Raw genomic sequence first — 23067 nt, forward strand, 5'->3', positions numbered from 1 at the left:
GCTCCAGGATTCTTTCTTCCGTCGCGAGAAGGTGGCGCGCAGCACCGGATCAGGATACCGGCGCACGCGGAGCAGGCATGGCGCAGCGATGCGAACAGGCGCACCACGCCGACCGCAACACGGTTGAGCACTCGTCCCCTCAGCCCAATCCCTCTGCGGACGGGGGGAGAGGTACTTGTCCGCTGCGAAACTGCGCGACAACCGATCCACACTTCCAGGCACTTCCAACGCAATCTCCCGCGCCAGAAATCCCACGGTGCCGATCCGGCTGGCCAATTGCGTGCCAGCCGCTGCGTGCACAAACACGCCCCATCGCGCGGTAGTCAGTGCACTGCACACGCGCGCCGCGAATCCCGCAATCAGTGCTGCCAAGGTCACGATCAGCACCCGCCCACGCTGCTCCTTGTCTCCACCAGGCGATGGTAACGGCATCGCGCGCAAAACGTCGCAGCCGTCAAGGTCCGCAGCCGCGGAGCGCTCATCTCAGCGCGCCCCAGCCGGACGATCGGACTCGGTGGTCACCGGCTCTTCGGCCAATTCCGGCGACACAAACGTGGAGCGCACCAGTTCCAGCGATTGCCCATCGGCTGCGGCCGCATATTCGGTGACGCCACAGTTCGGCACATCGCTTTCGCGGTCGATGGCCAGGATGGTGGCCTCATCCATCCGCTCGATCAGGTAGCGGAAGCAATTGACGATCACCTGGTGCGCCACGATCAACACGCGTGCACCGACGTGGTTGCGTTGCAGATCGCCCACGATGCTGCGCAGGCGAAAAATCACATCGCACCAGCTCTCGCCACCAGGCGGGCGGAAATAGAATTTCCCTACGAGGTTGCGTTGTTCGAACAACGCCGGAAAGGTTTCGCGGATGCCCGACGTGGTATAGCGGTCGAGTACGCCGAACTCCTTCTCACGCAAACGTTCATCCACACTGATCGCATCGGCTGGCTGCCCCAACGCCCGCGCAACCGCCGCTGCTGTCTGCCGCGCACGCACGTACGTGGAACTCAGGATCAGGGTTGGCCGCTCGTGTTCCGGCAAACCGGCAATCCATGCACCCAGAGCATCCGCTTGCCGTTCGCCCAGCGGCGATAATGGAATATCTGCGTCGCGATGCTCCAGCTCGATCAACGTCGCCCCGTTGGACTCGGCCACATCGCGCGCCACGTTGCCCGCACTTTGCCCATGCCGCACCACCCACAAGCACGCCGGCCACTGCGCCGACACCCCCGCAACCGCACTGTTCTCACTCACATCCATCTCCTGCACGAGGTCGGCACCACGTGTCGCACAGCCGCCGTGAACAGCTGGTCGACCATGCCTCGGTATGCTTCACGCCCCCTGCAGACCGCTCGCCCATGTCCAACGTCCTTCAGCTGCGTACCGCAAAACAGCGCGAAGAGATCCTGGTAGGCGACGTACTGGATGCCGCCGAACGCTGCATCGACGAGATCGGCCTCTCGGCGACCAGCTTCGAACTCATCGCCGAACCTACCCGTCTCTCATGCGACAGCCTGCTTCAGCGCTTCGAAGACAAAGACGCCCTGGTCCGCGCGCTGCTCGAACGCAACTACATGCGCGCCATCGGCCAGATGTGGCTTGTGGAACGCCCGGCCAACGTGCACGTGGTGGATGTCATCGCTGGCCTGCTCGACCACGGGCTGCTGCAGGAAATCAACATCAAGCGCACCCGCATCGACCTGGCGCTGCACCTGCCCACCCTGCGCGACCCGGTGCTGGCCACCTTCATGCGCAGGCAGAGCACCTCGCTGATCGAACACCTCAGCGCACTACTTAAGCGCCTGCGCTGTGGCCACACCGACACAGCCAGCAGCGAACAGGAATTCCAGGCCCGTGTCTTCGCCGTCTACGCCATGTGCGGCGGCCTGCACAACGTCATGACCAGCGGCATGGAACTCAATCGCATGGCACCTTCAGCTGATCTTGCGCGAGAGCCTTTCGGGCATCCTCACGTCGGCGCCGGTGTCATCCTGACACAGCACCTGCTCGGCGATTACCGGAAGCGCCACAGTACCTGCCAGCACGGGGGCTCACTCTGCCGACGACGTGGAGGCCTCCTCCCCTGCACGGGCTCTGGCTGCCTGCAGGAGCCGGGTAACCAAACCGTGCGCACCGTTGTCAGGAGCGCTCGCTGCCTTCCACAGTTCAGGCGGCAGACGGGAACGCTCCACCGTCATAAGGTTGAGCAGATCCTTGGCCAATGCCAGACGCTCGCCTTCGTTCATGGCAGGACCAGGCGGATCGGCGTCCGATCGGGTCACCATGTCGACCGCCTCATCCAGGCAGGTCGTCGTTGTTCCCAACTCGCTTGCCCGCTGCTCCCTCGTCGTCGGTACGTCGTGCCGCCCGCCTTGCGCTTCCACGTAGCGCGCGGCCATCACGTCGGCCAGTCTCATCCCCAAGAATGCGACCAACGCCCCCACCGCCTGGCAGCCACTCACCACAGCAAGATTTTTGTAATAGGAGTCATCCTTGAAATAACCGTATGCCGCCGCGGCAGGCGCTTCGATTGCCGCAAAACCCCCGCATACTGCGGCCCCAGCGGCGCCCAAATATGCCACCGCTCGCCCCGCATTGGCGAGGTGGACGCCACCAGGCGTGCGAGGCGGCCTGAGCGGCGCTTCGCGAATGATCCGCCGTGGCAGGCTCTGGACAAGTTGCGTATTGGCGTGCGGGTCGCTGTTCGATGCAGACGGGCCGGCGTCTGCCACGGTCGTGCCATCTTGCTGCTCGCGCCTGGCGCCTCGGCGCGTGACGGACGTCAACGCTAAAGGTTGCATACTCGCCTCTCTGCTGTCGATGCGCATCATTGTTCCCCACCGCGATCGCGCAGCAAGCATCCTGCCGAAAAACCATTGCCGAACACGAAACAAGCGGCGCTGCGCCTGCCAAAGTGGGTAAGCGGTCCAAGCCAGCATCACGGCATCGCCGCAGGCAGACGAGCGCGATGGCTGGCGATGGTGTTGAAATGGCGCGGTGGCCGCAACATCCGGCCTCGCGCACGCCGCGCCAGATGCCAAAACGTGCAGCAATCGCGCAACTTCGCCCACGTCCGCACTGCTTCGCTCGTTGGCTCCCTACGCACGCAACACTCCCGCAAGCATGACGACGCCCCCGCCGCGGGCATCGCTGAGTGGCTCCTGGATACCCGTAGGCTCACGAAAGCTGTCGCGTGCCGCGTGCTGCAAGCGATCCGCCAGAGCTGCCCGTCCTGATCGTTGGCCAGAGTGTCCTCGACTATGAAACATATCTCCGGAAAGCCCACTCTCCTTTCCACAGCCATGCACGCAGACGCAGAGCGCGACGAGGCCGAAACGGCGTACTCGCCCGAGCAAGACACCCTGCTCCATCCGGTCGCAGACCATCCGCTCAACCTATTGGAGAAAAGAAGAAGCACAACCGGTGTCCTCGCGGACGAACATTCGCAACTACAGGTCGTGGTGCCCCGCCTGCAGGCATCGTTGGCACCGCAAACCTGGTCGTCATCCAGCAGCGGCTCGCCAACAACGCCTGTCACCGGCCGCAGCCCCCGTAGCGGCGCGCGGCCCGGTTCACCGATCTTGGCCTCCCTACTGGAGACGCCGGCCCGCGCATCTGCCACCGTGGGCGCCGACAGCAGTAATGCGTTCCAGAACTTGCGCAACGCACGGCGGCGGGTGAGCGACATGCGTCATGCGCGACAGCACGTGGTGCTGAGCCCGCGTTTGGTGAACTCGCTGACCAGCCGATCCGAACGCCCGGACTTGATTCTCAAACTATCGGCCTTGAAGCCCGGCGCGTTGGATGTGGACGGCGGCTTTCTCCAGGTGACACTGGGAACCCGGTACGCAGGCCCTGCAGAAACGCTGCACACCATGCCAACCGTCGGCATAGGCGCGTCCGCCTCGACATACGCGGTTCGGCTGACCGAAGATCTCTGGCAGGGCGGAGAAAATTGCGGACGCGACTTCATCTTCAAGGCCTTGTTGTGCACAAATCCGCAACAGCCGATCCCACCGACCTTCGGCGGCGCTCACACCGTTGCAGACGCACCGGCGCTGCAGCAACGGATCGCTGCGCGCAAGGCAATGATTTTCCAAGAGTATCAAATACTCAGGTCGGTAGATGCGGTGCCCTATATCGTCCGCGCCCATGGCGTGGTGCAGATCGAAGACGCATTCGGGATTCTGCTGGAGAAAATCGACGGCATCAGCGTGCGCAGCCTAATTGGCCGCGCACGCGCAGCGCTGCAGCAAGATGCCATCACCGCACTGGACTATCTCGGTCTGGCCCGGCAGCTGATGGCTGATGTTCTGGTAGGGATCGCCTGTTGCGAAGACGCCGGCATCGTGCATCAGGACATCTCGCACAACAATGTCATGTACGACCAACCCATGAAGACCTTTCGGCTTATCGACATGGGGCTCGGCTCGGAGGAAGGCGATCCCAACCGCGGTGGCACACCAGGCTTTTTCGACGTGAGCAGCCCCGCCAGGCATACGCGCGACGTCTACAGCGTGGCCCAACTGCTCGTGCATGTTCTCAAGCGCCGCGACTACAACATGGGCATGATCGGGATCAATCGCGCGAAGACCGCAGAAACGTTCCCTTTCATGGATCCGTTGCATGCACTGCCGGCCGACCACAAGCGCAACGTGGTCCGCTTCTTCAACCGCATGCTGAACGATGGAACGGGCAAGCGCACCAAGGCCGAAATCTTGCTGCGCGACCCCTTTTTCACCGAAACGCCGCTCCCGACCCGGGACCGGATTCATCGCACCTACGAAAAATTGAAGCGCTTGCCTTCTTTTTAGCAGCGACGCGCCCGGGGATTGATGGCAACGGGCTTGTCCGAGCCGGCGTTTTCGTCTGGACAGGCGACCACTTTCGACAACCGCGAGACTGTGCCTGCACGTTTGAGGCCGCGTAAGGGCAGACTGTCGGACTGCAGCGAGGAGGAGCGATCCGTGGCCCCCGACAACTGAGGCGAAGGCGCCTGCCCACAGCCACAGCGCTGCCTCTGGCATTCACTCGGCACCGCTGCTCGCTGCCCTGCATAAGCCGAACAACGCGTCTGATCAACGCCGTGATCCGTACGGCAACGACACCTTATGGCAGTGGATGCTTGCCTTCCATGACAGGACACTCCACATCATCCAGCACCCGGCCCACCTGCTCAGCCAGCAGCTCCAGACAGAACGCCAATTCATCCATACAGATAGCAGGCTGTTTCGCCCGCTCTTCAGATCGTAACGGGATGAAACCCGCTCGCCCGTATCCGACCGACGTTTCCGATGACGAGTGAGCCTTTGCCGCGCCCTAGCTGACGTTGATGGGCCTACAGGCGCGGCAACGCAAGTAAGAGCTTCGCTTGATGTTCAACGCCTTGCGCTGGATGACCCGAGCTAGCGCCCATGGCGACTGATTCCCGATGACTTTCCGCCGTGGGAGGCGGTGTACCAGCAGACCCAGCGGCGGCGGCAAGCGGGCTGCTTCGAGGCCATGATCAACGATCGACGTTCAGTCCTGCGTATCGCACAGGGCAAGCAGGGCCAGGCCAGCGCGGTCATCCTGGACGGCCGCACGTTGCAGTTCACCTGCGAGAGTGGTCCGCGTGCCGGCTGCGATGGCGACAAGCGCAAGCAGGGCAGCAAGGTGCACATGGCGGTGGATACGCTGGGCCATCTGCTGGCAGTGCAGATCACGCCCGCCACCGAGCAGAAGCGGGCTCAGGTCCGATCCCTGGCCCAGGAAGTTCAGCACGTCACGGGAGAGACGGTAAAGGTAGCCTTCGTCGATCAGGGTTACACACAGGCAAGGACCCGGCCGAAGCGGCGCAGGAAGAAGGCATCGAACTGCACGTGGTAAAGCTGCCGGAGGCCAAGAAGGGGTTTGTGCTGCTGCCGCGCCGTTGGGTGGTGGAGCGCAGCTTCGGCCGGGTCAATCGGTTCCGACGCTTGGCACGCGACTACGAGCGCTTGCCGGAAACGCTGGCAGGCCTGCACGTCGTTGTCTTCACTCTCCTGATGCTCGGCAATGCGGCTTCCCTGCTTCAACGTTCATAACACGCTCTAAACCCTGCGGATGCGCAGAAAACACCTGGAAATCAAGCGCCCACGACAAAAGGTCGTGCGTGTTACCGGCCTATAGCGCATCCACCCAGACCCGCATCTCGCCCTCGCCGCGGTTGCTCCAGGCGAAGTACGGCACAAAGCGCAGGCGCTGCGGCTGCCATTGCGGGTCGGCGGCATCGTAGCGGTACAAGGTGTCCGCGTCGGCGTGGCCGAGCCGGCGTTGGCCATCGACCTCGATCAGCGTCATTCCCGCCAGCACGCCTTCGCCGGGCAGCAGCGAAAATTCCGCAGCGCGGGGCAATGCCAAATGGTGCAGTTCGCTACCGTTGTCGACCTGCTCCACGCAGTACACCAGCGGCCCGCGCTGCACCGCCACCTTGCCGGCCGTCTGCCGCAGCAGCGCATGGCTGCTCACCCGGCGCACCGGCATCGGCAGTTCCAGCACCAGACGCTGGCCCGGCTGCCATTCGCGCGCCACCGCGGCATACCCCCTGCGCGCATCGAACGCCAACGGCGCGCCATCCAGCGACAGCGTTGGCCCCACACACCAGTCCGGCAGCCGCAGGGCCAGGGTGGTGGTGAACGGCCGGTCGGCAACGATGGCGATCTCCACCCGTCCATCCCAGGGGTAGTCGGTGCGCTGTGACAGGGTGAAGCACGCGCCGTCGCGCTCGAACGCGGTCTCGCCACCGGCATACAGATCCACGTACAGCGCGTCCTCGCGATCGGTGTACAGATACCGCCCCAGCGATGCCAGCACGCGGGCGATATTGGGCGGGCAGCAGGCGCAGCCGAACCAGCGCTGGCGCACCGGTTTGACGTGATCGTGGGCATGACTGGCAGCCATCGCGCGCGGCACCGTCTCCAGCGGGTTGACGTAGAAGAACGCCTTGCCGTCCAGCGACATGCCGGCCAGCACGGTGTTGTACAACGCACGCTCCATGACATCGGCAAAGCGCGCCTCGCCTTCCATCTGCAGCATGCGCTTGGCGAACATCATCAGCCCGATCGAGGCGCAGCTTTCGGCGTAGGCGGTGTCGTTGGGAAGATCGTAGGCACTGGTCAACGATTCGCCCCAGCCCTGCGCACCGATACCGCCGGTGACGTACATCTGCCGCTGGACCATGTCGTCCCACAGTCGCAGGCAGGCCTGGCGCAGTTCCGCATCGCCCTGCAGCCGCGCCAGGTGCGCCACGCCGGTCATCAGATACACGAAACGCACCGCATGGCCGGTGGCATGCGGCTGCGCGCACACCGGCAGGTGCGCCTGGCTATAGGCCTTGTCGTGCACCATCCAGCCCTTGCCATGATCGTCCCAGTACGCGGTGCGCCCGCGCTTTTCGTATTCCTCGTCGTACCAGTGTGGCTGCGCGCCGCGCTGGGCGACGAAGTAACCCGCCAATGCCAGGTAGCGCGCATTGCCGGTCGCCTCGTGCAGGCGCAACAGCGCCAGTTCCACCTCTGGATGACCGGGGTACCCGTGCAGCTTTTCCGGCGCCGCGCCGAAGGTCGCATCGATATGGTCGGCAAACCGGCAGCACACCTCCAGCAGCGCGCGCTTGCCGGTGGCCTGGAAATAGGCCACGCCGGCTTCGAACAGGTGGCCGGCGCAATACAGCTCGTGGCATTCGGCCAGATTGCTCCAGCGTTCGGCCGGCGCCACCAGGGTGAAATAGGTATTGAGGTAGCCATCGGGCTGCTGCGCGGCGGCGATCAGTTCGATCACCGCATCGGCGGCCTGTTCCAGCGCCGGGTCGCGCTGCAGGCTCAACACATAGGCCACCGCCTCCAGCCACTTGGCCACGTCGCTGTCCTGAAAGATCATGCCGTGGAACTGGCTGTCCGCGCGCCCGGCAGCGATGCGGAAATTGGCGATGGCATGGCTTGGCTCCGCATCGGCAACACGATCGTTGAGCGCGTCCCATTGGTAGGGCACCACGACCTCGCGCACCAGCGCCTGGTAGTTGCGCCAGAACGGCGCGGTCAGCGTGACCTGCTTGAGATCGGTGTCGTGGCATTGCGGCATGGTGGGGTCCTTGATGAGGCGGGCGGAGGTCGGAGGAGTCAGCTGCGTGCGCGCGCATCCAGATCGAGGGCGATCTGTCGCATGCGCGCATCGTCGAGCCGGCAGAAATGGATCGGGACCGCCAGCAGCAGGTGCAGCCCGGCCGGCAGCAGGGTTTCCAGCGCAGTGATGCCGTTCCGCGACAGCGCATCCTGGGCGATGCCGGCGCGATAGCCGACCAGATGCAGCACCAGCGCGATGATGCCGGCGCTGGCGGCCCAGGCCAGCTTGATCGCCAGCAGGTTCAGGGCGAAATTGAGCCCGGACACGCGGTGTCCGGTCTTCCAGGCGCCGTAGTCGTCGGCGAAGGCGATCACCGAAAAATGCAGCGGCAAGGTCGTGCCCAGCACCACGCCATTGACGAAGATCGTCAGCAGCCACAGCGACTGCCGGGCCGGCCCGGTGGGCAGGAACCACATCGCCAGCGACATCCCGGCCAGGACCAGGTTGACGTTGAAGTACAGCCGCACGGTGTCGGCGCGGCGCGCCAACGCAGCGACCAGCAGCGCACCGACGATGGCGGCCAGCGCCACCAGCCCGAGGAACAGCGAGGTGTATCCGGCGCTACCGCCAAGCACGTAGTTGACGAAGTACAGGTAGCCGCCGCCGCGCAGGTTCAGCACATTGATCAGCAGAAACGACATCAGCATCGACAGCAGCAACTGATCGTTGCCCATCACGGCGGCAACATGCCGGCGAAGGGAAAACCGCTCGGGCGCGGGCAGCCAGACGCGCTCACGCACACTGGCAAAGCAGGCCAGCAGCATCGCCGCCGCCAACCCGCACATCACCGCCACGCCCCACTGGTAGCCACGCGCGGCATCGCCCCGGCCGATCGCCTTCACCAACCACGGCAGGCCCACCGACACCAGCATCGCCGACAGCCCGCACAGGGTGAAGCGCCACGACTGGCAGTCCACGGTATCGCGGCGCGACACCGTCATCGCATTGATCATCGCGCAATACGGCACATTGGCCGCCGTGTAGCAGAGCGACAGCAGCAAATAACTGACGCATGCCCAGGCCAGCCGGCCATCCATGCCCAGTGCCGGCGCAGTGAACGCCAGCACGCCGGCAATGACCAGCGGCCCAGCCATCCGCAGCTGTCACGGCCGGTAGCGTCCCCAGCGGCTGTGGGTGCGGTCGGCCAGTACGCCCATCAGCGGATCGGCGAACGCATCGAACACCCGCACGCTCAGGAACATCATGCCCACCCACGCCGGATCCAGCCCAACCACATCGGTGTAGAAGAACGTGAGGAAGCTCATGATCAGGCAGGTGATGACGGTGCCGCCGGCATCGCCGAGCCCGTAGCCGATCCGCTCGCGCAGCGGCAGGCGCAGCCCGGCCATCTCGGGGGCTGGCGCAGTGGTGGATTTCATCGCGATCTCCAGGTCCATCGCGGCCCTCCCGAGCCCTTGACGAGCGGCCAGCCCGGATCGGGCCGACGGTACCAGCACAACGCCGGCAGGCACGCTGCCAGCGGCCCGACGACGGACACCGCATGGCCTAACGTGCAGCCGCGCTGCCGAACAGCCGCTGCAACAGGCAGAACACCAGCAGCAACACACCGATGGCGATGCGCGTCCACCACGAACTGAGCGTGCCGTCGAACGCGATCAGGGTCTGCACCAGGCCCAGGATCAGCACGCCGAACAGACTGCCCATCACCGATCCGGCGCCGCCGGAGAGCAAGGTGCCGCCGATCACCACCGCCGCGATCGCGTCCAGCTCCAGACCCAGCGCATGCTGGCTGTAGCCGCTGAGCATGTAGACGGTGTAGACCACCCCCGCCAGCGCCGCGCAAAAGCCGCTCAACGCATACACGCCGATTTCGGTGGCCGCCACCGGCAGGCCCATCAGCACGGCGGACTGCCGGTTGCCGCCGATCGCATAGACCGCGCGCCCGAACCGGGTCAGCCGCGCCACCCCCATGCCGGCGGCAACCGCCGCCAGCGCCAGCACTGCGCCGGCCGACAGCGAGGCACCGCCGCCCAACGGCAGACGCCAGTTTGCCACTGCGGTATACAACGGCTGGTCGATATTGATCGAATCGACGCTGATCAACGTGGCCGCCCCGCGCGCCAGGAACATGCCGGCCAGGGTGACCACGAAGGGCGGCAGCCGATAACGCTGGATCAACGTGCCCATCAGCATGCCGAAGCCGGTCCCCAGCGCCAGCACCAGCGCGATCGCCGCTAGCGGCGGCCAGTGCCGGTGCTGCACCAGCTCGGCGGAGAGCACGGTGGTGAAGGCGATCACCGCGCCCACCGACAGGTCGATCCCGCCGCTGAGGATCACAAAGGTCATGCCCACCGCGACGATCAGCAGAAAGGCATTGTCGATGAACAGGTTGAGGAACACCTGCGGAGACAGGAAGCCGTCGTAGAGCACCCCGCCGCCGGCCGCCATCGCCACGAACAAGCCGATCGTGGCCAGCAGGGACAGCAGGCGCGGATCGCGCCGACGTGGCGGCGAGGTCGCAAGCGGCGGCGCGCTCATCGGCCCGCTCCGGCCGGCGTACCGATCCAGCCGCGCACCTGGGCGCGGAACTCGGACGATTGCAGCAGCAGCACCACGAACACCAGCGCCGCCTTGACCACCAGATTGACTTGCGGCGGCACGCCGATGGCATAGATGGTCGAGGTCAGGGTCTGGATGATCAGCGCCCCCACCAGGCTGCCGGCGAGACTGAAACGGCCGCCGCCCAAGGCGCTGCCGCCCAGGCTCACCGCCAGGATCGCGTCGAGTTCGAACAACTGGCCAGCATTGTTGGCATCGGCGCTGGCCACGTTGGAACTGACCAGCAGCCCGGCAAGCCCGGCACTGACCCCGCAGAAGACATACAGCGCCAGGGTGATCGCCCGCGCGCGAACCCCGGCCACGTGCGCGGCGAGCGGGTTGTAGCCGATCGCCCGCACGAACAGGCCCAGTGCGCTGCGTTCCATCAGCAACGACACGGCCGCGAACACCGCCGCCACCACGAACAGCGAAAACGGCACCCCGAGCAGGAAGCCGTTGCCCAGAAAGGCGTACGGCGGGTAGTAGATCGTGAGGATCTGGCCATCGCTGAGCAACTGGGCGATGCCGCGCCCGGCCACCATCAGGATCAGCGTGGCGACGATCGGCTGCATGCCGGCCTTGACCACCAGCAGGCCGTTCCACAGGCCGCACAACGCCGACGCTGCCAACGCCATGCCGATGGCGGCCAGCAGCGGCCACAGCCCGCTGCAGGCGCCGAAGCGGGCAATGGTCCAGGCGGCCACGGTGGCGGCAATGGCCAGCACCGCGCCGACCGAGATATCCAGGCCGCGCACGGCGATCACCAGGGTCATGCCCAGCGACACCAGGATCAGCGGCGCGGCACGGTTGGCGATGTCGACCAGATTGCCGTAGAGGTGGCCGTCGCGCCATTCCAGCGCGAGGAATCCCGGATGCACCAGGCCGTTGCCGGCCAGCAGCAACGCCAGCGTCAGCAACGGCCAGAACAATGGCCACGCCAGCAGGTCGCGCCAACGGCGCGGCTGCGTGGCCGGGTCTGCCGGTGTCGGTGAGGGCGTGTGCGTCATCGGGCTGGCCTGTCAGATTCCTGCGATCAACGCCAGCACCTGCCGGCCGTCGCTGCCGCCGGGCAGTTCGCCGGCCTTGCGCCGCTCGCGCAACACCACGATGCGGTCGCTCAGGCGGGTGAGTTCGTCGATCTCGGCGGAAATGAACAACACCGCCATGCCCTGCCGCGCCAGCCGCACCACCTCGGCCATGATTTCCTGCTTGGCAGCGACATCAATGCCGCGCGTCGGCTCATCCAGGATCAGCAGCTTCGGCGCGGTGGCCAGCCAGCGCGCCAGCACCACCTTCTGCTGGTTGCCGCCGGACAGCGCCCCTGCCGGGGTCTCCAGGTCGCCGGTCTTGATGCCCAGCCCCTGCACCAGGCGCAGCGCCAACGCCTGTTGGCGGCCGCGCGACAGGAAACGGCGCCAGCCCAGCCGCGCCTGCAGCGCGAGCAGGATGTTGTCGCGCACCGACAGCTCGGCGACGATGCCCTCGGTCTTGCGCTCTTCCGGGCACAGCGCCAGGCCCTTCGCCACCGCATCGCCCGGATGGGCGAACCTGCACGGCTGTCCATCCACCGACAGCCGGCCCTGGTCGGCACGGTCCAGGCCGAACAGCAGGCGCGCCAGCTCGGTGCGACCGGAGCCGAGCAGCCCGCCCAGCCCCAGCACTTCGCCCGCCCGCAGTTGCAGGTCGGTCGGCTGCAGCCTGCCGCGCCGGCCCAGGCCCTGCGCCTGGACCACCACCGGCGCCTGCGCCAGATCCGGTCCCGCATCGCTGCGGCCTTCGGCCAGTGCGACCTCGCGCCCGACCATGGCCGCCACCAATGCCGGCTGCGGCAACTCGGCCGGCAGGTACTCGCCGACCAGACGACCGTTGCGCAGCACGCTGATGCGATCGGACACCGCATAGACCTGGTCCAGGAAATGGCTGACGAACACAATCGCCATGCCACGCTCGCGCAGCCGCCGCATCACCCCGAACAGCGCGCCGACCTCGTCTTCGTCCAGGCTGGAGGTGGGCTCGTCCAGGATCAGCACCCGCGCCGAGACGCCGATTGCGCGCGCGATCGCCACCATCTGCTGGATCGCCACCGGGTGCTGCGCCAATGGCAGATCCACATCCAGATCCAGGTTCAATCCCTGCAGCAGCGCGCGCGCACCGGCCCGCACCTGCGCCCAGTCGATCGCCCGGCTCCAGCGCCGACGCGGGTAGCGGCCGGCGTAGAGATTCTCGGCCACCGACAGATTCGGGCACAGGTTCACTTCCTGGTAGACCGTGCTGATGCCGGCCTGCTGCGCCTGCAACGGGGTGGCCGGCGCGATCGGCTGGCCATCCAGGAGTACAGCGCCCGCATCGCCGGCCTCGACACCGGTCAACAGTTTGATCAGGGTGGATTTTCCGGCGCCGTTCTGGCCCATCAGCGCGTGGATCTCGCCGGCGCGCAGGCACAGGTCCACGCCCTCCAGCGCCACCGTTGCAGCGTATCGCTTGCTCAGCCCGGTGGCCTGCAGCACCACCGGGTTCATGCGGCCGCTCCAGCGTGCATGGCCGCCTCAGTACCTGCGCTTGGGCAGTTCGGCGGCGGCCTGTTGCTGGGTGAACACGCCTTCGTCCACCAGCACCCGTCGCGGCACCGGGCGGCCGGCCTTGACATCGGCGATGAGTTTGGCCAATTGCGGGCCGAACAGCGGATTGCATTCCACCGTCGCATTGAGCTTGCCGGCCTGCATCGCCTCGAACGCCCCGCGCACCCCGTCGATGGACACGATGCGGATGTCCTGACCCGGCTTGCGGCCGGCTTCCTCGATCGCCTGGATCGCGCCGATGGCCATGTCGTCGTTATGCGCGAACAACACGTCGATGCGGTTGTTCTCGGCCTTCAGGAACGACTCCATGACCTCCTTGCCCTTGGCGCGGGTGAAATCGCCGCTCTGCGAACGCACCACCTGGAAACGCGGATCGGCGTCCAGCACTTCGTGGAAACCCTGCATGCGGTCGTTGGCCGGCGCCGAACCGACCGTGCCCTGCAGTTCGGCCACGCGGATCGGGCCCGGCTTGCCCTGGCTGTCCTGGATCAGCCAGCGCGCGGCCTTGCGGCCTTCCTCGACGAAGTCCGAGCCGATCAGCGTGGCATACAGCGCCGGATCGGAGACCTTCACCGAACGGTCGGTGAGCACGACCGGGATATTGGCGGCCTTGGCTTCCCGCAGCACCGTCTCCCAGCCCGATTCGACGACCGGCGAAAACGCGATCACGTCCACGCGCTGGGCAATGAACGAGCGCAAGGCCTTGATCTGGTTCTCCTGCTTCTGCTGGGCGTCGGAGAACTTCAGGCGAAACGTCGGCGCTGCCAGCGCTGCCTTCACCGACGCGGTATTGGCCGTGCGCCACTCGCTTTCGGCGCCGACCTGGCTGAACCCGACGGTGATCTGCCCGGCCTGCGCGCCCTGCTCGCCGCCGCGCGAACACCCGCCCGCCAACACGGCCAGCACCAGCACCAACATCACCGCCACCACGACCTGCTTGTTCATGCTGCCTCCCTATGACGGATTGGACCCGCGCCGCATGCGCCCTCCAGCGCGGTGCTGCGACACTGCCGGCAGGCCACCTGCCCGCCGGCCGGGCGTTGGATCAGGCCACCACGCCAGCGGCCTTCACCGTGTGGTGAAACTTACTGCGCCGTGGCGGTGCGCACTCCATCGCCTGCGCAGTTCGGCAGCCACAACGGAACAAGGCAACACCGGATGCGGCCCCGCCGCGCGGTCCGCCGTCCCACCGCACCGCGCGCGATCGGCCATCGCCCTGCGCTACCCCGATGCCCCGGCCCTGATCGCGCCACCGCATCAAAGGACGTGGACGCCGCCGAGCGCGAACCCGGACGCCGCGCGCCGCAGCGGATTGACCAGCGGCTCGCCCAATGCGGGCAGGTCGATCTCGAAGCGGTCGCCCGGCTCCACCTTCACCTGATCGGCGAAGCTGAGCGTGGCAGTGCCGAAGAAGTGCAGATGCACATCGCCCGGGCGCCGGTGCGCGGCGTACTTGAAGTGGTGGTACTCCAGATTGGCCAGCGAATGGCACATATTGGCCTCGCCGGTGACGAAGGGCTTCTCCCACACCAGCTCCCGACCACGGCGGATGCGGCTGACCCCGCGCAGATCCGCCGGCAGCGCACCGCTGCGCAACTCCGGGCCGATGGCGCAGGCACGCAACTTGGAATGGGCCAGATACAGATAATTCTGGCGCTCGGTGACATGGTCGGAGAACTCGTTGCCGATCGCAAAACCCAGCCGGTGCGGGGTGCCGTCCGGGCCGATCAGGTACAGCCCGACCAGTTCCGGCTCCTCGCCGCCATCGAGCGCGAAATCCGGCGAAGGCAACGGCGCGCCCGGCGCGACCACGATGCTGCCATCGCCCTTGAAGAACCATTCCGGCTGCGCGCCGGGCTTGCCATCGCGGGGGATGCCGCCCTCCACGCCCCACTGGAACATCTTCATCGAATCGGTGAGCGTCCCGGCCTGACTCTGCTGCTGCAGGGTCTGGTGCATGGCGTCGCGGGCGGCCGCACTACCTAGGTGGGTCAGGCCGGTGCCGGTCACCAGGCAATGCGCCGGGTCCGGGTGCTGCAGCGGGGTGAGCACGCGCTGGCTTTCGAGCAGTGCCGGGTAATCCCGCAGCGTATCGCCGCCATGCCCGGCGGCCTGCTCTTCGAGCGTACGGCCGGCAGCGATCGCCGCGCTTGCCAGTGCATAGCTGGACTCCACACCATCGAGCTGGCGCACCTGGCGCCCGTCGGCCGTCACCGCGCCTACCCGGGCGCTACCGCCATCGTCGAGAAACTGGATCAAGCGCATCGCATGCAACCCTGTGCTGGCGAGGAGAGTCCGCGCGTGCTGGCAGCCCTGCGAGCGCCATGCGTATCGCCCAGGCCGTCCCACACGAGCGGTGGTCCGCAACTGAAGGCATTCTGCGATTGCCACGCATATACAACAAATATAGATTTAGCAAAAACCCATATCCAAATTGGCATTAATCGCCCAATGACCTCCACCCCCTGGTTCCTGCGCGCCCGCCTCAAGACCCGCCAGTTGCTGCTGCTGATCGCCATCGACGAGCACGGCAACATCCATCGCGCGGCCGACGTGCTGAACATGTCCCAGCCCGCTGCCTCCAAGCTGCTCAAGGACCTGGAGGACATGATGGACGTGCAGTTGTTCGAGCGCCTGCCGCGCGGCATGCGCGCCACCTGGTACGGGGAGAGCATGATCCGCCATGCGCGTATCGCGCTGGCCAGCCTGGGTGAGGCCGGCGCCGAGATCGAGGCGCTCAAGGCCGGGCACAGCGGCAACATCGGTATCGGTGCGATCGCCGGGGCGGCGATGACGCTGCTGCCCCCCACCCTGGCCCGGATCACCCGGCAACACCCGGGACTGCGCGTCTCGCTGCTGGTGGAAAGCAGCGACGTGCTGCTGGAGCGGCTGCTGCAGAACAAGCTGGATTTCATGGTGGGCCGCCTGTTCGCCGGCCACGACACCCGCAACCTGCACTACACCGCGTTGGCCCAGGAGGACGTCTGTGCCATCGTGCGTCCACGCCACCCGATCCTGGACATGCACCAGCCAAGCCTGCAGGAGCTGGCCAAGGCCTGCTGGATCGTGCCGCCGGAAGGCAGCGTGCTGCGTCACCGCTTCGAGCTGATGTTCCGCAGCGCCGGCCTGGAGCCGCCGCAACAGGTGATCGGCACCACCGCGCTGATGTTCATCACCAAGATGCTGCAGGAGAGCGACAACCTGGCCGTGGTGCCGGTGGACGTGGCCCGCCATTACGCCGCGCACGGCATGGTCAGCATCGTGCCGATGGAGCTGTCGTGCCGGATGGATGCGTTCGGCATCATCACCCGCAACGACTGGCTGCTCTCGCCCGGCGCCCAGACCGTGCTGACCGCAATGAAGGACGTGGCCGCGCAGGTATATGGCTGAACGCCGCGGCCGGGCGCCGCGCCAGCAGCCGCAACGGCCTGCGGCGCGTTCGACCACGACGGGCCACGCACGCTTATCAATATGGAAGTTGCTATCGTTCAAGCGGATATTGTTATTTTTCCACTATCAATGCGCCCGATAGGATCGGAGCGTCGAGGGCCTGCGCACTGCGGCCGGTCGCGCCTTTCCCGCTCACCGATCCAAGGATTGCATCCGCATGGGCTCATCGAACAAGCCGGCCCGACGCAGCCAGCACTGGTTCGGCCGCGATGGCAAGCAGGGCTCCTACTACCGCAGCTGGCTCAAGGGCTTGGGCCTGCCGGACGACATGTTCGATGGCCGCCCGGTGATCGGCATCTGCAATACCTGGTCGGAGCTGACGCCCTGCAACAGTTCCTTCCGCGAACTGGCCGAACACGTCAAACGCGGCGTCTACGAGGCCGGCGGCCTGCCGCTGGAATTTCCGGTGATGTCGCTGGGCGAGACCCAGATGCGCCCCACCGCCATGCTGTACCGCAATCTGGCCAGCATGGACGTGGAGGAATCGATCCGCGCCAATCCACTGGACGGCGTGGTGCTGCTGATGGGCTGTGACAAGACCACCCCGTCGCTGCTGATGGGGGCGGCCAGCGTCGATCTGCCGACCATCGGCCTGTCCGGCGGCCCGTCGTTGTCGGGCAACTGGCGCGGCCAGCCGGTCGGCTCGGGCACCGGCGTGATCCAGATGTCGGAGATGGTGCGCGCCGGCACGCTGACCCAGGCCGAGTTCGTCGAAGCCGAATCCTGCATGCAGCGCTCCAAGGGCAGCTGCATGACCATGGGCACCGCCTCGACGATGGCCGGCATGGTCGAGGCGCTGGGCATGTCGCTGCCTGAAAACGCCGCGATTCCTGCGGTGGATGCGCGCCGGTTCCGGTTGGCGCATCTGAGCGGTCGGCGCATCGTCGAGATGGTGCGCGAAGACCTGCGGATGTCGCGCATCCTCACCCGCGCCGCGTTCGACAACGCGATCAAGGCCAATGCCGCGATCGGGGGGTCGACCAATGCGGTGATCCACCTGCTCGCCCTGGCCCGACGCATCGGCGTGGACCTGCGCCTGGACGACTGGGACGCGCTGGGCTCGCGCCTGCCCTGTCTGGTCAACCTGAAACCGTCGGGCCAGTACCTGATGGAAGACTTCTACTACGCCGGCGGCCTGCCGGCGGTGCTGCGCGAAATCGCGCCCCATCTGGACCTGGACGCGCTGACCGCCAACGGCCGCACCCTGGGCGAGAACATCGCCGACGCACCCTGCTGGAATCGCGACGTCATTCACGCGCTGGACGCCCCGTTCAAGACCGAGGCGGGCATTGCCGTGCTACGCGGCAACCTGGCCCCGGACGGTGCCGTCATCAAACCCTCGGCCGCCTCGCCGCATCTGCTGCAGCATCGCGGCCGCGCGGTGGTGTTCGAGAACATCGCCGACTTCAAGGCACGCATCGACGACGACGCCCTGGACATCGACGAAACCTGCGTCATGGTGTTGAAGAACTGCGGCCCGCGCGGCTACCCCGGCATGGCCGAAGTCGGCAACATGCCGTTGCCGCCCAAGTTGCTGCGCCGTGGCATCACCGACATCGTGCGCGTCTCCGACGCACGCATGAGCGGCACCGCGTACGGCACGGTGGTGCTGCACGCCTCGCCCGAAGCCGCCGCCGGCGGCAACCTGGCGCTGGTGCGCGACGGCGATTTCATCGAACTGGACGTCCCGAACCGACGCCTGCACCTGGACGTCTCCAACCAGGAACTGGAGCGCCGCCGGCAAGGATGGACACCGCTACAGCCACCGGCGCGCGGCTGGACCAAGCTCTACGTGGACCACGTGCAGCAGGCCCACCTCGGCGCGGACCTCGACTTCCTGGTCGGCGGCAGCGGCGCCCCGGTCGGCGACGATTCGCACTGAGTGCCTGCGGGGACTTGAGAGAAACAGACCAAGGCGCGGCGCATGGCAGTGCTCTCTGGTGCAACGTAAGGCGATTGTGCAACGCCGCGCACAAGCTGCCATCACTGCCGGATCAGCTTGAAACTTAGCTGATACCGATAAAAACCGATGCTGGGCACTGCCGCCGGGGCCAGCGCAGTTTTATGCCCAACGCTATCTGAGAGAAACGCTGTGGCGGCTCACCCGCCGCTTCGATCTGACCACGCTAGTGCCCAGCTTGCTGGCTGCCGCGCCCACCCGCTTACCCTGGCGCGAGCGCGCGCTGCCCGATGCCCCTGCATATTCACCGTTGAAAGTGCGTGCTAACCAGGTTTACCTCCAGTCGCGCAGGCCACTGCACCTGCGCCAGCGCCAGCGCCAGCGCCTGCGTCAGATGCTCGGTCAGCAGCTCCAGGCAGAACGCCAACTCGTCGAAATGCACCGCTGGCTGCCGCTGCTTCAGCTCGCCCGGCGTGCGTGGCTGCGCCAACCGCGCCAAAAAGCGCAGGTGGTCGCACAATTGCTCAAGACGGTAGTGGGCTTCTTCCGACAGCAAGTAACCCGGGAAAGACGGCACCGCATCCTCCACATCCGACATGGCCTGCTCCTCATTCCATGGAATCGGCCCGCCCGCCGCAAGGCGACGGACGGGAAGTCGGGAGGCTCGAAACCGCTAACAGCCGGCGGGCTTATTCCCCTTGCGGGTGTTGTATTCACCGCCCTCCCGACGCAGGCATCACGTCGGTTGCGCCTGCAAAAACGTGCAGGCACAAAAAACCCACCGGTTTGTCGGAGGTGGGTACCGCTACACGTGGAGTTTCGAGGCTCCATGGGGTGATCGTGCTACTGGTTGGGTGGCACGTCAAGATGTCTGAAAGAGTCTGCTCTCCCGGCGGATCTACGAAATAGCGCCGTCACCGGGCACAGACCCACGTGATTTCTCGAAAATTTCGAAAGCCAGATGTTCGCTAGCAGCAGACCTGAACTCACGATCGGTCATGATCCTTGCGAAAATCTCTTCGTTGCCGTCCATTCGCTCAATGAACAGCTCATCAAGCACTCGTCCCAGGTACGCTGTGAAGTCGCTCAGGTTATTTGCCCTTGCAGCCTCTTTGATCTGTTCGCTGGCTTCGGCCGACACTTTGATCTGATCAAAGAACAGCTGATCTGCCTCGTTGAAGTCGGTACCGAATCGAGTATTCAGTTTCTCTACAAGGCTCGACAGCGGTACTTGCTCATCTGCCACACGTGATGTGCCAACATCAGTGGGGCCCTTCAGCGGATACAGCTGGCCTTGCGCCAAATCGATGGAGCCATCGGTGAGTTGCTGCATCCGGTAGTAGCGCAAGCTCACTTCATCATCCAGCACGAACGCCTTGCCATTGTCGGCAGGCGGCAGCTTGGTCATCAGGTTGCGCACGAACGTGTAGAGTTTTTCCAGATCGCTGTCCTGATAAGGCACGATCTGCGACAGAAAGGCATACAGATTGCGGTAAGCCATCAGCAGCCCGCGAAACTCGTCCTGCGTCTCCTCTACCTCCATCTTGAAGCGCTGCACGACAGCATCAAGCACTGCATTCATCTGCTTGTGGTCGCTACCGGAATGCTCGCGCTTCGGGCGGTACCAGGCTTGGGCGAAGGCGTCCACGTCAGCCGGAGCAAAGATCGCCGGCGCCAGCAGCTTGTGCTGGAGTTCGGACAGCTTTTCCGGCCCCGCATTCTCGCCAATCGGCGTGCTCTCGTAGTACGGCTTGAACGCCTTATGGATGTCCTCTTCCTTGTTAACGAAATCCAGCACCAGCGTGCGCTTTTTGCCCGGCGCCATGCGGTTGAGTCGCGACAGCGTTTGCACCGCCTGCACGCCAGCCAACTTCTTGACCACGTACATGGTCTGCAGTAGCGGCTGGTCGAAGCCGGTCTGGTACTTTTCGGCCACCAGCAGCACACGGTAATCGTCGCGCTCGAAGGCTTCCGGCAACTCGCTTTCTGCGAGGCCATCATTCATGGCTACTTCGGTGTAGCTCGCACCCGGATCCTCCGGGTCTTCGACCGTTCCGGAAAACGCCACCAGCGAGCGAATGCCCTCGTAGCGGTTGCCCTTGATGTAACGGTCGAAGGCCAGCTTGTACTTCACTGCCGCCAGCCGCGAGCCCGTGACCACCATCGCCTTGGCTCGGCCGCCCAGCTCATGCATTACGTGCAGGCGGAAGTGCTCCACGATCACCGACACCACCTGCTCAATGTTGACCGGGTGCAGCTCCATGTACCGGGTCAGCGCCTTGGCTGCCTGCTTGCGCGATACCTGCGGGTCGTTCTCCACCTGCTTGATCAAGCCAAAGAAGCGCTTGTACGTGGTGTAGTTGGCCAGCACGTCCATGATGAAGCCTTCCTCGATGGCCTGGCGCATGCTGTATTCGTGGAACGGCGACACGCCAGACGGCCCTGGCGTATCGAATAACACCTTGGTCTTGAACTTGGGCGTGGCAGTGAATGCAAAGAAGCTCAGATTGGGTTGACGGGCACGCTTTTGCGCCTCACGCAGGATCGCCGCGTGGGTGGCCTCGTCAAGCTCGTCATCTTCTTGGTCGGACAGCTGCGCGGCCACCGCCGCTTCGATGCCATCGCGGTTGAGCATGCCGCGCAGGGTCATGGCCGTTTCGCCGCTCTGCGAGGAATGTGCCTCGTCCACGATGACCGCAAAGCGCTTGCCTGCTGTATCCAGCTTGACGTCCTCACCATCGGCTTCCAGCCGCGCCAGCGCACGGGCGATGAAGGGGAACTTCTGGATCGTGCTGATGATGATCGGCGTGCCGCCAGACAAGGCCCGCGCCAGTTGCCTGGTGTCCTCGTCGATCTTCTCCACCACGCCCGTCTTGTGCTCGAACTGGTAGATGGTGTTCTGCAGCTGCTGGTCCAGCACGCGGCGGTCGGTCACCACCACCACGGAATGGAAGACCTTTTCCTCCTTGGCGTCGTGCAGGCTGGCCAGCCGATGAGCCAGCCAGGCGATGGAATTGGACTTGCCCGACCCGGCCGAGTGCTGCACCAGGTAGTTGTGGCCTGAGCCATACGCACGCGCGTGGCCCACCAGCCGCCGCACCGCATCTAGCTGGTGGTAGCGCGGGAAGATCATCGTCTCCTTGCGCACCGTGCGCACGCCCTTGTCGGTGGTGATCTTGCGTTCCTTGATCTCCAAGTGCATGAAGCGCTGCAGGATGTCCAGCAGGCTATCTGCGTTCAGCACTTCATCCCACAGGTAATGGGTTTTCCAGTTGCCTGGCACGGGTGGGTTGCCCGCACCATGCACATGACCACGATTGAACGGCAGAAACACGGTCTCGCGGCCTTTCAGCCGGGTGGTCATCCAGGCCTCGTCCGGGTCCACGGCAAAATGTACCAGCGCACGCTGCTTGAAGGCGAACAGCCTGTCGCGCTCATCGCGGTCGTGTTGATACTGGTAAATCGCCTCGCTTGCAGGCTGCCCGGTCAAGGGATTTTTCAGTTCCACCGTGACCACCGGCAAGCCGTTGACCGCCAGGGTGACGTCGATGATGCAACGTTTTGACTTGCCGTCCGGCCGCTTGAGCACCGAGGCAAAGTTCACCTGCCGGGTGATGGTCAGGCGGTTGTGTGCATACTTCGCTGCGGCTTCGGGATTCATCCCGGAATTGGGACGGAAGTACGCCAGACGCAGCGTCTTGCCATAGCACTTGAAGCCATGGCGCAGCACGTGCAACGCGCCCTTGATTTCCAGTTCCTTGGCCAGCGCCTCCAGCACGATCGCGTGGGTACGCGCACCCAGCAGCGTTTCAAGCTGCTGCCAGCGCGTGGGCTGGCTATCCTTGAGGAAGCCGATCACGTCGGCCGGAAACAGCGCCAGGGTTTCGTCGTAGTCAGCCGGCTGGCGCTTCTGGTAGCCGCCCGATGCGAGCAGACCGACTTCGATGGAGGTTTCAAAATTGCGTTCGGAATGGCCAGACATGCGCGAAATCCTTATCCGTTGAGTTCAGTTAGCTGGCCGGTGACCGCAGCGGTGATGAGCGCGGATCGATAGCCGACAAGTTCGGCAATTGAACTATCAATAGGATTTCTCAGTTTGTCGTGCGTCCCCCTAATACGTTCACAATACTGCGCAATCCTTGACTGCTCGTCCAGATTCGGGAAGGCAGCAATAACTCCGCTCACTTGATCGAACCCTAACCCTTGCTTTGTCCCACCGTTCCCACTAACAACAAACTGTTCCCTTGCAACAACTGTGGAAAGAAAGTTCACGAGAAACCCAGAATTGCACAACCGACCATCAGGCCTGAACAGTGCTAGGTGCTGATTGATGTAAGCACCCTTATTGAACTGCCCCCTCACAACAGCGACCGAACCAAGCTCCGCTGTAATCGTGATTAAGATATCTCCTTCTCGGACGAGAGTACGAGTACC

At 65.1% G+C, this 23067-nt stretch carries 14 protein-coding genes and 6 pseudogenes; 6 read left to right on the forward strand and 14 right to left on the reverse strand.

The genetic code is table 11. The features are described 5' to 3' along the window. Window positions 1-192: 192 nt before the first annotated feature. Window positions 193-375 (reverse strand): annotated as a pseudogene (locus XBLMG947_RS22955) (NAD(P)H-hydrate dehydratase); the annotation flags it as partial. Window positions 376-483: 108 nt separating this feature from the next. Beyond that, window positions 484-1263 carry a histidine phosphatase family protein gene (locus tag XBLMG947_RS19540; protein ID WP_065470226.1) on the reverse strand — a complete coding sequence of 260 codons (780 nt, stop codon included), beginning with the start codon at window positions 1261-1263 and terminating at the stop codon, window positions 484-486. A 98-nt stretch (window positions 1264-1361) separates the two neighbouring features. Here XBLMG947_RS19540 and XBLMG947_RS19545 point away from each other — a divergent pair. After that, a pseudogene (locus XBLMG947_RS19545) lies at window positions 1362-1998 on the forward strand (TetR/AcrR family transcriptional regulator). 56 nt (window positions 1999-2054) lie between these two features. Here XBLMG947_RS19545 and xopAV read toward each other — a convergent pair. Next, on the reverse strand, window positions 2055-2834 hold the full coding sequence (gene xopAV / locus XBLMG947_RS19550; protein WP_065470227.1) for a type III secretion system effector XopAV: 780 nt from the start codon (window positions 2832-2834) through the stop codon (window positions 2055-2057). Between the two features lie 408 nt (window positions 2835-3242). On the opposite strand from xopAV, the gene xopAU reads away from it, so the two are divergent. Beyond that, window positions 3243-4817, forward strand: coding sequence for a serine/threonine protein kinase (gene xopAU, locus XBLMG947_RS19555; RefSeq protein WP_065470228.1), 1575 nt, complete (start codon window positions 3243-3245; stop codon window positions 4815-4817). 295 nt (window positions 4818-5112) lie between these two features. On the opposite strand, the pseudogene XBLMG947_RS24190 reads toward xopAU, so the two are convergent. Continuing rightward, a pseudogene (locus XBLMG947_RS24190) lies at window positions 5113-5253 on the reverse strand (XAC0095 family protein); the annotation flags it as partial. A gap of 7 nt (window positions 5254-5260) precedes the next feature. Here XBLMG947_RS24190 and XBLMG947_RS19560 point away from each other — a divergent pair. Continuing rightward, window positions 5261-6068, forward strand: a pseudogene (locus tag XBLMG947_RS19560) (IS5 family transposase). A gap of 79 nt (window positions 6069-6147) precedes the next feature. Here the strand turns inward: XBLMG947_RS19560 and XBLMG947_RS19565 are convergent. The 7 genes and pseudogenes from XBLMG947_RS19565 to araD1 all read right to left on the reverse strand — a co-directional run bounded on the left by XBLMG947_RS19565 (window position 6148) and on the right by araD1 (window position 15548). Next, entirely contained in the window at window positions 6148-8103 is a 1956-nt protein-coding gene (locus XBLMG947_RS19565) for a glycoside hydrolase family 127 protein (RefSeq protein WP_065470229.1), read from the reverse strand. Window positions 8104-8141: 38 nt separating this feature from the next. Beyond that, window positions 8142-9542, reverse strand: a pseudogene (locus XBLMG947_RS19570) (MFS transporter). A gap of 109 nt (window positions 9543-9651) precedes the next feature. Next, on the reverse strand, window positions 9652-10644 hold the full coding sequence (gene yjfF / locus XBLMG947_RS19575; RefSeq protein WP_065470230.1) for a galactofuranose ABC transporter, permease protein YjfF: 993 nt from the start codon (window positions 10642-10644) through the stop codon (window positions 9652-9654). Then, window positions 10641-11711 (reverse strand): ABC transporter permease, encoded by a 1071-nt coding sequence (locus XBLMG947_RS19580; RefSeq protein ID WP_083993282.1) that lies wholly within the window; start codon window positions 11709-11711, stop codon window positions 10641-10643. Before XBLMG947_RS19580 ends, yjfF begins: the two co-directional genes overlap by 4 nt. A 12-nt stretch (window positions 11712-11723) precedes the next feature. Then, entirely contained in the window at window positions 11724-13223 is a 1500-nt protein-coding gene (locus tag XBLMG947_RS19585; protein ID WP_065470231.1) for a sugar ABC transporter ATP-binding protein, read from the reverse strand. 27 nt (window positions 13224-13250) lie between these two features. Next, window positions 13251-14228, reverse strand: coding sequence for an ABC transporter substrate-binding protein (locus tag XBLMG947_RS19590; protein WP_065470232.1), 978 nt, complete (start codon window positions 14226-14228; stop codon window positions 13251-13253). A gap of 312 nt (window positions 14229-14540) precedes the next feature. Further along, window positions 14541-15548 carry an AraD1 family protein gene (araD1, locus tag XBLMG947_RS19595; protein WP_065470237.1) on the reverse strand — a complete coding sequence of 336 codons (1008 nt, stop codon included), beginning with the start codon at window positions 15546-15548 and terminating at the stop codon, window positions 14541-14543. Window positions 15549-15734: 186 nt separating this feature from the next. Between araD1 and XBLMG947_RS19600 the strand changes: the two genes are divergently transcribed. The 3 genes and pseudogenes from XBLMG947_RS19600 to XBLMG947_RS22960 all read left to right on the forward strand — a co-directional run. Further along, window positions 15735-16673: a LysR family transcriptional regulator gene (locus XBLMG947_RS19600; protein ID WP_065470233.1), complete on the forward strand. Its 939-nt coding sequence runs from the start codon at window positions 15735-15737 to the stop codon at window positions 16671-16673. A gap of 217 nt (window positions 16674-16890) precedes the next feature. Then, on the forward strand, window positions 16891-18615 hold the full coding sequence (locus XBLMG947_RS19605; protein ID WP_065470234.1) for an IlvD/Edd family dehydratase: 1725 nt from the start codon (window positions 16891-16893) through the stop codon (window positions 18613-18615). Window positions 18616-18796: 181 nt separating this feature from the next. Then, window positions 18797-18960: pseudogene (locus tag XBLMG947_RS22960) on the forward strand (IS1595 family transposase); the annotation flags it as partial. On the opposite strand, the gene XBLMG947_RS19610 reads toward XBLMG947_RS22960, so the two are convergent. The 3 genes from XBLMG947_RS19610 to XBLMG947_RS22970 all read right to left on the reverse strand — a co-directional run. Continuing rightward, a complete protein-coding gene (locus XBLMG947_RS19610; RefSeq protein WP_065470235.1) occupies window positions 18938-19231 on the reverse strand; it encodes an XAC0095 family protein in 294 nt (97 codons plus the stop codon). The pseudogene XBLMG947_RS22960 and the gene XBLMG947_RS19610 overlap by 23 nt on opposite strands. A 300-nt stretch (window positions 19232-19531) precedes the next feature. After that, complete coding sequence (locus tag XBLMG947_RS19615; RefSeq protein WP_083993283.1) at window positions 19532-22615, reverse strand: type I restriction endonuclease subunit R; 3084 nt, start codon at window positions 22613-22615, stop codon at window positions 19532-19534. An 11-nt stretch (window positions 22616-22626) separates the two neighbouring features. Beyond that, the coding region (locus XBLMG947_RS22970; RefSeq protein WP_209437490.1) for a restriction endonuclease subunit S at window positions 22627-23067 on the reverse strand (441 nt) is incomplete at its 5' end.

It is taken from the genome of Xanthomonas bromi (assembly GCF_900092025.1).
GTDB classification, from domain to species: Bacteria; Pseudomonadota; Gammaproteobacteria; order Xanthomonadales; family Xanthomonadaceae; genus Xanthomonas; species Xanthomonas bromi.